The sequence below is a fragment of the Dactylosporangium thailandense genome (assembly GCF_059739745.1).
In genome coordinates this window covers 5,810,726-5,823,755 of the sequence record NZ_AP029195.1, presented here as the reverse complement: position 1 = coordinate 5,823,755, position 13,030 = coordinate 5,810,726, and the positions used below count along the sequence as shown (strand labels likewise).

Sequence of the window (13,030 nt, the reverse complement as noted above, 5' to 3'; positions counted from 1 at the left end):
CCGGCGTCATCCGGCCCGGGAGCCGGCCCCGCGAGGTTCGGCCGCGGGGGGCGCCGTCACGGGCGGTTCGAGCGGCACCGGGCGCCGGGGCTCACCGCGCCGGCCCAGCCCGGCGAGGATGATCGCGAGGGCCGCGGCCTCGGCGACGGCCGTCGCGCCCGCGGTGCCGAGCGGGCCCCAGAGCGGCACGCCCACGGCGACGGAGACCGTGAGCACGGCGGCGACGATGGTCATCGCCTTCGTGGCCCGGCCGTAGTGCCCGTCGCCGATCCAGTTGAACAGCAGCGCCCGCGTCACCGCCAGGCACGGCAGCGCGAGCATGAACACGGCGAGCCAGGTGGCCGCGTCGGGGTGCGGCAGGGACAGCACCGTGCGCGTGAGGAACGGGGCCAGGACGGCGACGATCGCCGCCCCGGGGATCGCGCAGGCGAGGGCCACGCCGATCGAGAAGCCGGCCGGGTGCGCCGAGTGCTCGATGCCGAGCCGGCTGCGCGCCCGCGCCACCATCGGCACCTGCAGCGCGGACTGCACCACGCCGCCGATGGCCTGGTACGCGGTCACGATCGCGCCGAAGCTGCCCATCACGGCCGGGGTCGCGACCAGGGACAGCACGAGCGTGCCGAAGCGGGCGACGTACAGGTCGGCGAGGGAGAAGCCGAAGAGGTGGCGGCTGGAGCGGTACCCCTGGATCGCCTTGCGCACCGAGAGCCCGTGCAGCAGGTTCGCCCGCAGCGACCCGTGCTTGCCCAGCACCAGCTCGCCGGCGAGCAGCTGGGCCAGGCCGGCGCCGGCCAGGGCGACGGTGAGCGGGACGCCGAGCAGGACCATCACCAGCGAGGCCGCCTTGCTGGTGCACATGAGCACGGCGCTGGCCAGGAAGCGCATCCGGCGGCTGAAGTCGGACAGCTGCAGCGTGGCGAGCCCGTTGCCGAGCGCGACCACGCCCGCGGCGGCGAGGGCGGCCAGGCCGTACCCCTTCGTGGCGTAGAACGCGCCGACCGCCACGGTGCCCAGCAGCAGGCCGGGCACCACGACGAGCATCCACTGGCTGCGCACGAGGGCGCGCTGCTCCTCGGTGCCGTTGAGGTACAGCAGCGTCGAGCCGCCGCTGAGGAAGATGAGCACGAACGCGAGCGCGGACGTCATGACCGTGTAGGCGCCGATCTCGGCGGTCTGCCCCAGTTTCGCGCACAGGGCGAGGATCACCGCGCTCAGCAGGCCGTTGGCGACGACCGCGCCCGCCGCGATGGCCGAGTTGCGCGCGAGCGCGCGAACCTCAGCCATGTGCCCCACTCATGCGCCGAACGTAGCAGGCGCCCTCAGTCCGCCTCGCCTGCCTCGCCCGGCGGCAGCATCAGCTCACGCAGGAGGGTGAGGTCGATCGCGAGCGAGCCGACCGGCTGCGGGTTGCGCTGCGCCGAGGCGAGGTGGGCCGCGACGAGCTGGTGCACCGCCTCGGACTCGCCCGCCTCGATCAGTTCCAGAATCCTCCCGTGTACCGCTCCGGACTCCTCGCGCTGGCTGAGCGGGACCCCTCGCGGCTCCGTGCGGCTCGCCCAGCCCTCCTCGTGGCTGGACCAGAGCGCCTCCAGCGCCCCGGCCAGCACGATCAGCGGCGGGTTCCCGCACAGGCTCACCAGCGCCTCGTGGAAGCGCCGGGACACGCCCACCACCGTGGGCAGGTCGCCGATGCTCGCCAGGTACTCCTCGTGCAGCTCACGCAGGCGCGGTACCACCGTGTGCGCCCGGTCACCGCGGGCCGCGCAGAGCGCCGCGCACGCCGGCTCGACGTGACGCAGGGCGGCCGCCACGTCACCGATGCCGGAGCGCTGGGCGGCGAGCACGAGACCGAGGTTGTACCCGAGGTTGGCCGGGGACGGCCGGTGCACGACGGCACCGCCCAGCCGTCCCCGGCGCACCGTGATGAGGCCCTCCGCCTCCAGGATGCGCATCGCCTCGCGCAGGGTCGGCGCGCTGACCTGATAGCGCCGGATCAGCTCGTCGGCCTTGGGCAGAGGGTCGCCGTCGGCCAGCTCGCCGCTGATGATCTGCGCCCGGATGCGGTCGGCGACCTGCTCGGCGAGCCGATGGACGCGTACCCGGGGCTCCACGGCCGTGAGCTTAGTAGGCGTCCGGGTCCAGCTGCACGGCCTCCGGAACCGGGTGCCGGTACAGCCTGGACGCGTTCTCCCACGTCATCTTGCGCACGTCGGCCTCGGGCAGGCCGCCGATCTCCTCCTCGATCGTGCGCTGGGTGTGCGGCCAGGTCGAGTCGCAGTGCGGGTAGTCCTGCTCCAGCAGGATGTGGTCGACGCCGATGACGTCGCGCAGCGGGAACGTCGACGGGTCCTCGACCGCACAGAAGTAGAAGTTGCGCAGCAGCACCTCGGCCGGGGTGAGCTCGATGCCCTTCCAGGTGCCGTACATCTCGTGGTAGCTCAGCATGTGGTTGAGCCGGTCGACCAGGCCCGGCACCCACCCGATCCCGCCCTCGGAGAGCACGATCTTGATGTCGGGGAAGCGGACCGGGATGCGGGAGTACAGCCAGTCGACGGCCGAGAACATGGAGTACCCGAAGAACAGCACGCCGACCACGTCCGGCGGCGCGTCCTCGGCGGTCGACGGCGAGCTGCTCGACGAGCCGATGTGCAGGTTCACCACCGTGCCGGTCTCGGCGCAGGCGCGCATGATCGGGTCCCAGTGGCCGGTGTGCAGCGACGGCATCCCGAGCATATGCGGGGCCTCGGTGAACGTCACCGCCTTGAAGCCGCGCTCGGCGTTGCGGTAGATCTCCTTCGCGCCGACCTCGGGGTCGAGGAAGTACGGCAGCTGGCACGGGATCATGCGGTCCGGGTACGCGCCCGACCACGCCTCGATGTTCCAGTCGTTCCACGCCCGGGTGGCCGCGAGCGCCAGCTCGGGGTCCTGGGTCGACAGCTGCAGGCGCTGGCCCGCGAAGCCGGGCAGGAACGACGGGAAGCACAGCGAGGCGTAGACGCCCGACAGGTCCATGTCCTTGATGCGCTCGTGGATGTCCCAGGAGCCGCGGCGCATGTCGTCGAAGCGGCTCGGCTCCATGCTGTACTCGTCGACGGGCCGGCCGACGACGGCGTTGAACCCGACGTTCGGGAACTCCTTGCCGTCGTACATCCAGACGTGGCTGCCGCCCTTGTCGACGACGCGCGGGGTCTGCTCGGCGTACTTGGCCGGCATCCGGCCCTCGAAGGCGTCCGGCGGCTCGACGATGTGGTCGTCGACGGAGATGAAGGTGTACTTGCGCGGCTGCCGCGGCGGGTCGGGCAGGAACGTCACCTTGTCGCGGGCGGCGGTGGTGAAGCTCGTATTGGTCAGGAGTTCGTCGATCGAAGCCATGGGGTGTCTCCTAATCGAGGACGTCGGGTTCGTGGCGGAGGAGCTTGCGGACCGCGCCGGCCCAGAAGTAGTCGGATCCCCGCTCCAGCAGGGACTTCTTCATGCCGTGGCGCAGCCCGGGGGCGATGGCGAGGGGATCGCGGCCCAGGAGCATGACGTCGTAGGCGAGCTTGCAGGCGCGGTCGATGCTCGCGGAGCGGTACGTGGCCTCCTGGATCGTCGGCGCGGTGACGATGATCCCGTGGCTGGCGAGGATGACGACGGACTTGTCGCCGATGCGCCGGGCGAGATCGGCCCCGAGCTCGGCGTCGTCGACCTCGCCGGTGTACTCGTGCACGAACGCCAGATCGCCGTCGAACATCGACCCCGTCTGGTGCACGATCTCGGGCAGCACGCCGATCGCGGCCAGCACGGTCACGTAGTACGGGTGGTTGTGCACCACGACGCGGGCGTCGGGCCGCGCGCGGTGCAGCTCGGTGTGGATGTGGAACGCCGGGGTGACGTCCCACTTGCCGTCCTTGACGGCGCCGTCACGGTCGACGACGCACAGGTCCGAGGCGGAGACCTCGTCCCACCACAACCCCCACGGGTTGATCCACATGTCGCCGTCGTCGTTCTTGACCATGGTGATGTGCCCGGCGATGTTCTCGCTGAAGCCGGCGTTCGCCAGGATGCGGAACGCGCAGGCCAGGGCCTGTGCGTCGGTGAGGTCGACACCGATGGGCGGGGTGATTTTCGGAGCCCAGACGGCGGTCCCGCCGGGCTTCTCGGTCACGGTTGTCACTGACCACCTCCGTGTAAATCTTTTAAAAGATTTAGCAATCGGAAGGGCTGGAGTCAAGCAATCGCTTGGTTGGCCTGGTTCACCGCGGCCTTTGCGGCGTTTTGCGGGCCCCGAGCTTTCGTGTCGCCGGGCTGGGCCGCACCATGGATCCATCGACCACGAGCTACGGAAGGCGACATGTTCATCGGGTATCTCGTCGCAAGTGTCCTGCTGGCCCTGATCCTGATCGGCTCGGCGATCGGCAAGCTGCGCCGCGCCGATGCCGTCGTGCAGAACCTGGACCGCGCCGCCGTCCCGCACGGCTGGTACCCGTGGCTGGCCACGGCCGAACTGGCGGGCGCCCTGGGCCTGCTCGTCGGCCTGGCGTACCGGCCCCTGGGAACCGCCGCCGCGGCCGGCCTGACCCTGTACTTCATCGGCGCCGTGGCCGCGCACCTCAAGGCGGGCGACCGCAGCGGCCTCGGCCCGGCCTCGTTCCTGCTGTTCCTGTCGATCGCCGCCGGCGTGCTCTCGATCCTGTAGAGCATTGCGGCCCCCGCCCGCGGAGGGCTCCTGACCTGAGCCCTCCGCGCGCGGCTCTCTTGCGCTGTCGACTGCCCTGGACGTCGGCGACAAGGCCGGCGGGATCATCGCCGCGGCCATCGCGGTGCTGTCCGCCGTGCGACCGCAACGGGCGGCAGCGACCGGAGCCGGGCCGTGGCCGGTCACCGTCCTGCGGGACCTCGGCGCCGAGGGCGAGCCGCCGGCCAGTCCCGTTCCACCGTTCGACGAATCTCTGCTTGGCCGGTTGGAGACGGCGGTCACCCGGTTCCGGCGACAACGCGCGGTCATCGTCATCGACAACGCCGAGCGCCTGCTCAACCAGGACCGACGGATGACGGATCTCGCGCTCGACGAGTCGCTGGAGGCGCTCGCGACCAGGAGGCACCGGATCAAGGTCGTCCTCATCACCAACGCGATTCCCAAGCCGTCCAGCGCGCTGGAGACCTGGTTGCCGGGCAGTCTCATCGAGGTCCACGGCCTGCCGTCCAAGTACTTCAACAGGGTCGTTCGCGAGCGGTCCGGCGCGAAGCAGGACTCGTCCGCCCGACTGGCTGACGGTCGGCTGAGGACGTTGTGCCAGAACCTGGGAGGTCGGCCGCGGCTCGCGGAGATCTTCGACGCCATCATTGACAGCGACGACGGCGACACGGCGGAATCGCTGGCGCTCGAGGTGCGGGCCTGGGTCGAGCAGGACGGCGGCGCCGAACACGTCGACAAACGCCTCCTCGATCGGCTGCGCCGGACGTTCCGGCCCGCAAGGGCACGGGTCTACGACGCCCTTGCGGCCTTTGCCACCCCAGTGAGCAGCGACGACGTGGCCTGCGTCGTCAACTCGGAGGAACCGGAGCTCGACTCGCGCCGCATCGGCTACGAGCTCGAGAGGCTCAGCCGCCACGTCGTGCGCGAGGTCGACGGCCGTTACTTTCTTCCCGGCGACGAGGCTCAGGGCGCCTTGGACTGGACGGCGGCCGACAGCGCCGCCGGGGAGGAAGACATTCGGTGGCTGTTGGCGGCCGCGGCCGTGCGTCTGGCGGCCGTGCGCGCCTCGAAGGCCCCGGCCGAGCGCGTCATCACGGACACGGATCTCGCCGAGCTCGACGCCTGGCTCCGAGCGAAGTTGACTATGGACGCCTACCACGCGATCGAGGCCATCGATATCGAGGCCGACCAGGGCTGGCCGAGCCCCCGCCTCCGCAGCCGGCGAGAGGCGGTCGCCGACGAGATCGCGGAGTACCGGGCACGACAGGTTCATCAGTTTCCTGGTGCGGGAGACGGCCACCCCGGCCGAACGGCAGCGGCTCGACCCGCTGCTGGCTTGGCTCAACGCCGGTGCCGTTCGGCAGTCGCCGAGCTGACTGCGGCCGCGCTGCTGGCGACGGGCCGGTGCAACAGCAATCCCCGCTCCTGGGCACGAACGATCGCCTCGAGGCGATTGCGGGCACCAAGGCGTCGATACAGCTCCTGTAACAACCGGAACATGGCCCGCTCCGAATAGCCGGCCTGCTCCGCCAGGCGCGCGACGGTCACGCCGGCGACGAGTTGTCGTAACCAGCTCTGTTGTTCGGGAGTCAGCAGCGCTTGGACGCTGTCCGGCGATTCGCCGCCCTCAGCGAGGACCGACGCCACCGCGGCGGGCAGGACGGCCTGGCCGCCGATCGTCGCCTCGACCGTGCGGGTCAGCACCGCCGCGGTGACCTCCCGCGCGAGCACCGACCGGGCGCCCGACCGCACAGCTCTGGCTCCCATGATCGCCGAGTCCTGGGCCAGGATCGCGATGATCGGGTAGGCGTCCGGCCCCATCCGGAGCTGTTCGAGGAGCGTCCAGTGCGACTCGGCCTCCAGCGTCAGGAGCACCAAACCGTCGCGCCCACGGCGGACCCACGCCAGCGGATCGTCCGGAGCCTCCACGGTGTGCCCGGCGCCCGACAGGACGGTGACCAGACCCTGGCGGTACATCGGCAGAGGATCGACGACCGCGAGGCGCATGGCGAAGAGCGTGCCGGAGCGTTTCGCCGCGATCGGCAGGGCCGCGGCCGTGGTGTCCGATCGGGTAGCGGGCGGCCGCCCGCTACCCGTCTTGTGCCGAACTACTCGAAGTCGCCGAAGTCCTCGCCGCCGCCGTCGTCGTCGAACACCTCGTCGATGATCTCGCCGGCCACCAGGCCGCCGACGATGCCCGCGGCGCCCGCGGCCACGACGGTGCCCATGCCCATGCCGCGGCGGCCGTGGCCCTGCTGGCCCGGGTGGCCGTAGCCGCCGGGGCCGCCGTGGCCGTAGCCGCCGGGGCCGTAGCCGTGGGCGGACTGCATCGCCGTGAAGTGGCGGTCGGTGGCCTGGCGCACCCAGCTGTCCACCAGCGCGGTCCAGTTGGTGCCCTCGACGCCGTCGTGGCCGATGCTGAAGCGGCTGACCATGTCCTGCGAGGGCCGGAACATCCCGCCGCGCTTGTCGAACTCCAGGATGACCTCCACGCCGGCGGGGTTGGTCGCGAAGGTCAGCTCGACCTCGTTGACGCGGCCCGCGTACTGCTGCGGCGGCCAGAACTCGATCTCCTGATAGATCGGCAGCTGCTGCGGCACGCCGTGGAGGCGGCCGTGCTCGACGTCGGCGTGCTTGAAGCGGAAGCCGAGCTCGGCGAACGCGTCCAGCACGGCCTGGTGGGCGGGGAGCGGCGTGATCGACACCGGGTCGAGGTCGCCCTTGTCGCGGCCGCCCGCGATCTCGAGCTCGGTGCGCACGCCCATCACCATGCCGCGCAGGTGCTGGCCGTACACGTTCGTGATCGGCGCCTCCCACGGCACCGCCAGGCGGAACGGGATCGACTCCGTGGTGCCGCCGCGCACGGTGAAGTGGTCGGCGACCGAGGTGCGGGTCAGCTCGAGGCCGGCCTCGCGGTCGAAGCCGGCGCGCTCCACCTCGACGCGCGTGACGAGCGAGAGCACGACGTGCTCGATGCGGGCGTCGCGATCGCCGCCCTGGACGTGGACGTGGCCGTCGATGAAGCCGCCCGGCTGGACGGCGGGGGTGTCGAGCACCGTGTCGACGCTCGGTCCGCCAACCCCGAAGGCGGCGAGCATCTTCTTGAACACCATGGCAATTGACACTAGCACGTGGCACTGTACGGTCTCCGCAAACAGTGATCCCCGTGCGGGTGAGGGACGGTCGCGGGTCAGACGGTGCCGATGGTGTACGCGACCTCGTCCAGCAGCTCCCGCGCCAGGTAGCCGGTGCGGCCGAAGCGGGGGGCGAGGCGCTGGCCGGCCACGGCGTGCGCGTACGTGGCCCAGCACCCGGCCTGGGCGGGCTCGGCGCCGCGCGCGAGCAGGCCGGCGACCAGGCCCGCGAGCACGTCCCCGCTGCCCGAGGTGCCCAGGCCGGCGGCGCCGCTCTCCTCGCGCCAGACCGTGCCGTCCGGGTCGGCGACGTAGCCGTGCAGGCACACCGTCGCCGCGTACCGGCCGGCCAGGGCGGCGGCCTCGGCGGCCAGGTCGTCGCCGGGCTCGCGGCCGAGCAGGTGCCGCGCCTCGGTGCGGTTCGGGGTGAGCACGGCCCCGCACTTGGCGTGCTCGAGCGTCTCCGGGCGGCGGCTCAGCGCGCCCAGGGCGTAGGCGTCGAGCACGACCGCGGATTCCGGGGCGGCCTCGGCCAGTACCGTTGCCAGGATCTTCTGCGTTTCCTCGATGTTGTCCAGGCCCGGCCCGAGCGCGACCGCGTCGGCCTCGGCCACCTGATCGAGCAGCGCTCGCGGCAGCTCGGCCGAGACGCTGCCCTCCGGGGTCTCGGGCAGCCCGAGCACCTTCGCCTCCGGCACCGCGATCGACAGGGCCGCGGCCGTGCTGCCGGTCACCGCCAGCTGCAGCCGCCCGGCGCCGGCCCGCAACGCGGCCACGCCGGCCAGCAGCACGCCGCCGGGGGTGGTGCGCGAGCCGCCGATGACGAGCACGGTTCCGCGGTCGTGCTTGTCGCCGCCGGGCTCGGGCAGCGGCCAGTCGCGCAGCACGCGGGGCGTGATCACCTCAGTCGTCGGCACCGACGAACTCCTGGGTCGTCGTCGCGGCCGTGCGCAGGTGGCCGACCTCGTTGAACAGCTCGGGGCGCAGCACCCCGCCCGCGTTGACCCAGCTGCTCACCGAGCAGTTGGCCATGGCCGTCGAGCGGGACAGGGCCATGAGCGTCTCCTCGTCGAGGCCCTCCACGAGGTACCGCACCAGCATCACGATCGCCTCGTGCCCCACGAGCAGGACGCGCCCGCCGGGATGGTCGGCGCGCACGTCGCGCATCAGGCTGCGCAGGCGCAACAGCACGTCGGACCAGGACTCGCCGCCGGGCGGCCGGTAGTACATCTTGCCGAGCCGCTGCCGCCGCGCCGCCTCCTGCGGAAGGCGCGCGGCCACGCCCCGGTTCGTGAGCAGGTCGAGCACGCCGAGCTCGCGGTCGCGCAGGCGCTCGTCGTACCGCATCGCGATCCCGGTCCCGCCCAGCGCGATCGCCGCCGTCTCCCGCGTGCGCAGGTAGGGCGAGACGACGGCGAACTCGGGCGTCTCGCCCGCGGGCAGCCCGCGGACCCACTGCCCGACGGCGGCGGCCTGCTCGCGGCCCAGCCCGGTCAGCGGCACGTCGGCGTCGCGCTCGGCGAGGTCGATGACCTCGAGCCCGCCGCGCTCGGCCGCCTCGGCCCGCACGTTGCCGACGCTCTGCCCGTGCCGCACCACGCCCAGCCAGCTCAGTTCCGCCATGCGTGCCGGGGTACCCAGCGCCGGGCTACTTGAAGCCGTCCCGGGTCAGGTAAAGATCGCGGCCCTGCTCGCGGGCGGCCGCCACCCACTGCGGCAGCTTCTCGCCGACGAGCCAGGCGGCCTCCTCGACGTCGTCGTCGCCGTCGGGCAGGTGCTGGTACTCCTCGTAGATCCGCCCGGTGTCGAAGGCCTCGAGCTCGGCGGCGAGGCCGTCCAGCGCGGCGGCCGGGGCGTGCATCGGGAACGGCCACGGGTCGTTGCCGACCGGCTGCTCGGCCCACGGCGCCTGGTACGGCTGCTTCCACACCGCGGCGACGCCCGGCAGCCCCCAGTGGCGCAGCGCCTTGGCGAGCCTGTGCCAGCCGCGGCCGGGCAGGATGGCCCGGCCGATCTCGTGCATCTCGGGCGGGTTGCCGGCGGTGGCGGCGGCGAGCTCGGCGGGGTCGATCGCGAACGCGGACACGTACTGTTCGGCCATGGGGACAGTATCGTGGTCCGCGCTGCCGGAGCCGGTGCGCGGTGGCGTGCGGGAGCGCCTGGGAAGCCCGGTCGCCGACGCCGTCGACCTTGCGGGCGGGCACTCGGAGGGGGCGGCGGCCCGGCTGCGGCTCGCCGACGGGCGGGACGTGTTCGTGAAGGCGGCCGCCGACCCGGCGGTGCGCGACTTCCACCGGCGCGAGGCGGTCGTCGCGGCCGCGCTTCCGGCATCGGTACCGTCGCCGAAGCTGCTCTTCGCCTTCGACGACGGCCCGTGGGCGGTGCTCGGGTTCGAGTTCGTCGCGGCCTCGTTGCCGGGCCCGGCGGACCTGCCGCGCGTCCTGGACACCGTGACGGCCATGGCGGGCGCGCTGACGCCGGCCCCCATCCGCCCGCCGACCCGGCCGCGCCTGGCCGGGCTCGAGTCGCTGGACCTGGCCGGCGACACGCTCCTGCACGGGGACCTCTACCTGTTCAACGCGCTGGTGTCGCCGGAGCGCGTCTTCATCGTCGACTGGGCGCACGCGTGGGTCGGCCCGGCGTACTGCGACGCGCTCATGCTCATGGCCGGTTCGCCCGACGCGGAGGCGTTGTGCGCCGCGAACCCGCTCACCCGCGACCTCCCGCCGCGCGTGATCGACGCGTTCCTGGCCGCACACGCGGGCTTCCTGCTGGACCTGGCGGCGCGTGCCGCGGATCATCCCCGGCTGGCGAGCACGGCCGCGGCCCTCGGCGGGGCGTCACGGGACTGGCTGGCCCGGAGAGCAACCGGCTGAGCACCGGGGCCGCACCCGGCGGCGGGAACAGTTGAGGGCATGCGGGCATGGATGTGGTACGTCGTCGGCGGGCTGCCCGTCGTCCTGGCCGCTCCGCTGCTGCCCGTGTTCGAACGCCAGCTCGTCTACGCGCTCGGCAGCGCCGTCGCCATCACCGTCATCGTCCGCCGCCTGCGCGCGGGCCGGGTCGCCCGCCGGCGGGCCTGGTGGATCGCGGTCGCCGCGATGGGCTGCGCCCTGACCGCGAACCTGTGCTGGGCGGCCGACCTCGGCCTCGGCGGCACCGGCGGCGACCTGCCGCTCGTCGACGGCATCTACTTCGCGATGTACCCGCTGATCGGCGCGGCGCTGCTCGGGCAGCCGGCGGTGCACCGGTACGGCTCCGCGCTCGCCGGGTTCACCGAGGCCGGAGTCGCGCTCTGCACGGCCGTCGTGGTCACCTGGGTGGCGCTGTACGACCCGTTCGTGCGCGACCGGCCCGAGCACTCGGTCAGTCTCAGCGTCGCCCTGTTCCCGGCGCTCGACCTGCTCATCCTCGCCACCGCGGTGCGGATGGTGGTCGCGGCCGGGGCGCTGCGGGCCACCCACCTGCTGCTGCTCGGCGGGGCCGCGTGCCTGCTCACGTCCGACATCCTGTACTTCGTCTCGGCCTCCGGCGGCGGCGCCTGGGCCGGCTCGGGGATCACGTCCGCCGGCTGGGCCGCGACCTACCTGTTCCTCGGCGCGTCCGTGCTGCACCCGACGGCCGCGCTGCCCCCGGCGCCGGAGCGCCCGTCGTCGGCCACGTGGGGCACCGTGGTAGTCGCCGTCGTCGTGCTCGTCGGGCCGGCGGCCACGGCCTGGTCGCTGCTGCGCGAGCTGCGCGAGCCCAGCCTCGACGTGCCCGACGTCGTGGTACCGCTCGTGCCGACCGCCGTCACCGCCCTGCTGCTGGTGATCCGGCTCGGGCACGCCGGGCGGGTCGAGCGGCGCCGGGCCCTCGACCTGCAGGACGCTCTGCGGCAGCAGTCGCAGATGCAGGCCCTGCTGCGCCACCACGCGCTGCACGACGCGCTCACCGGGCTGCCGAACCGGCGGCTGCTCGACGACCGGCTCACCGAGCTGCTCGCGGCCGGTGGCCGGGGCGGGCTGATCCTGTTCGACCTCGACGGGTTCAAGGACGTCAACGACCGCTTCGGGCACCCGACCGGCGACGCGCTGCTCGTCGAGGTGGCCCGCCGGCTCGAGGCGCTGCTGAGCCCGGGCGACACCCTGGCCCGGCTCGGCGGGGACGAGTTCGCGCTGCTGTGCCCGGGCGTGGGGGAGCCGGACCTGCTGGAGCGGGGAGAGCGGCTGCTCGCGGCGCTGCGCCGGCCCGTCGACGTGAACGGCTCCGAGCTGTTCGTCTCCGGCACGGCGGGGGCGCGCGGGTTCAGCGCCGGCTACAGCGCGACGATCGTGCTCGCGGACGCCGACGTGGCCCTGTACGCGGCGAAGGCGGCCGGCAAGGACCGCGTCGTCGCCTTCGACGAGCCGCTGCGCGACCGGCAGCTGCAGCGCAGCCAGACCGCGCAGCGGCTGCGGGCCGCGCTCGCGGCCGACGAGCTCGCCGTGCACTACCAGCCGATCGTCGCGCTCGGCGGGGACCGCACCGTCGGCTTCGAGGCGCTCGTGCGCTGGTGCCCGCCGGGCGCGGCGCCGATCGGGCCGGACCGGTTCGTCCCGGCCGCGGAGGCGAGCGGGCTCATCGTGGCGCTCGGCGACTGGGTGCTCAACCGCGCCTGCCGGGACGCCGCCCCGTGGCACGCGGCCACCGGGGCGGGCGTGAGCGTGAACGTCTCGCCGCGGCAGCTGGCCGAGCCGGACTTCGTGGCCCGGGTGCACGCGGCCCTGTCCGCCTCGGGGCTGCCGGGTCACGCACTCACCCTGGAGATCACCGAGGGGGTGCTCGTCGGCGCCGGGCCGCAGGCGGAGCAGACCATCGCGCACCTGACGGCGCTGCGCGCGATCGGCGTGAAGGTCGCCATCGACGACTTCGGCACCGGGTACTCGTCCCTGGCCTACCTGCGGGACCTGCCGATCGACATCCTCAAGATCGACCGCTCGTTCCTGCCGCACAGCCGCGACGACGTGGCCGGGCAGACCGCGCTGGTGCGGGCGATCGTGGACCTGGCGCGCAGTCTCGGGCTGGTGACGGTCGCGGAGGGCGTGGAGACCGAGGAGCACTACGACCTGCTGTGCGGCCTCGGCTGCGACCGGGTGCAGGGGTATCTGCTCGGCCACCCGGTCCCCGCGGACGCGGTCCTCGAACCCGTCGGCTGACGGCCTTCCTCGCTTTTGCTCGTATTGACAGCCGTGACCTT

General features: G+C 73.1%; 12 protein-coding genes. 4 read left to right on the top strand and 8 right to left on the bottom strand.

The window, feature by feature from the left end; all coding sequences use genetic code 11:
• Nucleotides 1-6 precede the first annotated feature (6 nt).
• Genes AC6JBM_RS25445 through AC6JBM_RS25430 form a run of 4 tightly spaced genes read right to left on the bottom strand, consistent with a single transcriptional unit; the run spans nt 7 to nt 4,156 of the window.
• On the bottom strand, nt 7-1,284 hold the full coding sequence (locus AC6JBM_RS25445) for a lipopolysaccharide biosynthesis protein (protein ID WP_497986081.1): 1,278 nt from the start codon (nt 1,282-1,284) through the stop codon (nt 7-9).
• A gap of 35 nt (nt 1,285-1,319) precedes the next feature.
• Nucleotides 1,320-2,111 (bottom strand): FadR/GntR family transcriptional regulator, encoded by a 792-nt coding sequence (locus tag AC6JBM_RS25440; RefSeq protein ID WP_497986080.1) that lies wholly within the window; start codon nt 2,109-2,111, stop codon nt 1,320-1,322.
• A 10-nt stretch (nt 2,112-2,121) separates the two neighbouring features.
• Nucleotides 2,122-3,372 carry an amidohydrolase family protein gene (locus AC6JBM_RS25435; protein ID WP_350614515.1) on the bottom strand — a complete coding sequence of 417 codons (1,251 nt, stop codon included), beginning with the start codon at nt 3,370-3,372 and terminating at the stop codon, nt 2,122-2,124.
• Nucleotides 3,373-3,382: 10 nt separating this feature from the next.
• Nucleotides 3,383-4,156, bottom strand: a complete 774-nt coding sequence (locus tag AC6JBM_RS25430) for a class II aldolase/adducin family protein (protein ID WP_350614517.1) — start codon at nt 4,154-4,156, stop codon at nt 3,383-3,385.
• A gap of 177 nt (nt 4,157-4,333) precedes the next feature.
• On the opposite strand from AC6JBM_RS25430, the gene AC6JBM_RS25425 reads away from it, so the two are divergent.
• Together AC6JBM_RS25425 and AC6JBM_RS25420 are read left to right on the top strand one after the other, a co-directional pair.
• Nucleotides 4,334-4,678, top strand: a complete 345-nt coding sequence (locus AC6JBM_RS25425; protein ID WP_497986079.1) for a DoxX family protein — start codon at nt 4,334-4,336, stop codon at nt 4,676-4,678.
• A gap of 136 nt (nt 4,679-4,814) precedes the next feature.
• Nucleotides 4,815-6,194: a hypothetical protein gene (locus AC6JBM_RS25420; RefSeq protein ID WP_497986078.1), complete on the top strand. Its 1,380-nt coding sequence runs from the start codon at nt 4,815-4,817 to the stop codon at nt 6,192-6,194.
• Between the two features lie 592 nt (nt 6,195-6,786).
• Here the strand turns inward: AC6JBM_RS25420 and AC6JBM_RS25415 are convergent.
• From AC6JBM_RS25415 to AC6JBM_RS25400, 4 genes are all read right to left on the bottom strand, one after another.
• The gene (locus AC6JBM_RS25415) at nt 6,787-7,791 is read right to left on the bottom strand and encodes a sporulation protein (protein ID WP_497986077.1); all 1,005 of its coding nucleotides are present in this window, start codon (nt 7,789-7,791) and stop codon (nt 6,787-6,789) included.
• Nucleotides 7,792-7,868: 77 nt separating this feature from the next.
• Nucleotides 7,869-8,729 carry an NAD(P)H-hydrate dehydratase gene (locus tag AC6JBM_RS25410; RefSeq protein WP_497986076.1) on the bottom strand — a complete coding sequence of 287 codons (861 nt, stop codon included), beginning with the start codon at nt 8,727-8,729 and terminating at the stop codon, nt 7,869-7,871.
• Entirely contained in the window at nt 8,716-9,435 is a 720-nt protein-coding gene (locus tag AC6JBM_RS25405; RefSeq protein ID WP_497986075.1) for a histidine phosphatase family protein, read from the bottom strand. Before AC6JBM_RS25405 ends, AC6JBM_RS25410 begins: the two co-directional genes overlap by 14 nt.
• Before the next feature lie 25 nt (nt 9,436-9,460).
• Nucleotides 9,461-9,913 carry a hypothetical protein gene (locus AC6JBM_RS25400; RefSeq protein WP_497986074.1) on the bottom strand — a complete coding sequence of 151 codons (453 nt, stop codon included), beginning with the start codon at nt 9,911-9,913 and terminating at the stop codon, nt 9,461-9,463.
• On the opposite strand from AC6JBM_RS25400, the gene AC6JBM_RS25395 reads away from it, so the two are divergent.
• Together AC6JBM_RS25395 and AC6JBM_RS25390 are read left to right on the top strand one after the other, a co-directional pair.
• A complete protein-coding gene (locus AC6JBM_RS25395) occupies nt 9,912-10,688 on the top strand; it encodes a protein kinase family protein (RefSeq protein WP_497986073.1) in 777 nt (258 codons plus the stop codon). The genes AC6JBM_RS25400 and AC6JBM_RS25395 overlap by 2 nt on opposite strands.
• A gap of 39 nt (nt 10,689-10,727) precedes the next feature.
• On the top strand, nt 10,728-12,989 hold the full coding sequence (locus AC6JBM_RS25390; protein ID WP_497986072.1) for a putative bifunctional diguanylate cyclase/phosphodiesterase: 2,262 nt from the start codon (nt 10,728-10,730) through the stop codon (nt 12,987-12,989).
• Nucleotides 12,990-13,030 lie beyond the last annotated feature (41 nt).

Coding starts and splice junctions, on each gene's coding strand:
- AC6JBM_RS25445 (WP_497986081.1), bottom strand. CDS start 1,284: ATGGCTGAGGTTCGCGCGCTCGCGCGCAACTCGGCCATCGCGGCGGGC.
- AC6JBM_RS25435 (WP_350614515.1), bottom strand. CDS start 3,372: ATGGCTTCGATCGACGAACTCCTGACCAATACGAGCTTCACCACCGCC.
- AC6JBM_RS25425 (WP_497986079.1), top strand. CDS start 4,334: ATGTTCATCGGGTATCTCGTCGCAAGTGTCCTGCTGGCCCTGATCCTG.
- AC6JBM_RS25415 (WP_497986077.1), bottom strand. CDS start 7,791: ATGGTGTTCAAGAAGATGCTCGCCGCCTTCGGGGTTGGCGGACCGAGC.
- AC6JBM_RS25405 (WP_497986075.1), bottom strand. CDS start 9,435: ATGGCGGAACTGAGCTGGCTGGGCGTGGTGCGGCACGGGCAGAGCGTC.
- AC6JBM_RS25395 (WP_497986073.1), top strand. CDS start 9,912: ATGGGGACAGTATCGTGGTCCGCGCTGCCGGAGCCGGTGCGCGGTGGC.
- AC6JBM_RS25400 (WP_497986074.1), bottom strand. CDS start 9,913: ATGGCCGAACAGTACGTGTCCGCGTTCGCGATCGACCCCGCCGAGCTC.
- AC6JBM_RS25390 (WP_497986072.1), top strand. CDS start 10,728: ATGCGGGCATGGATGTGGTACGTCGTCGGCGGGCTGCCCGTCGTCCTG.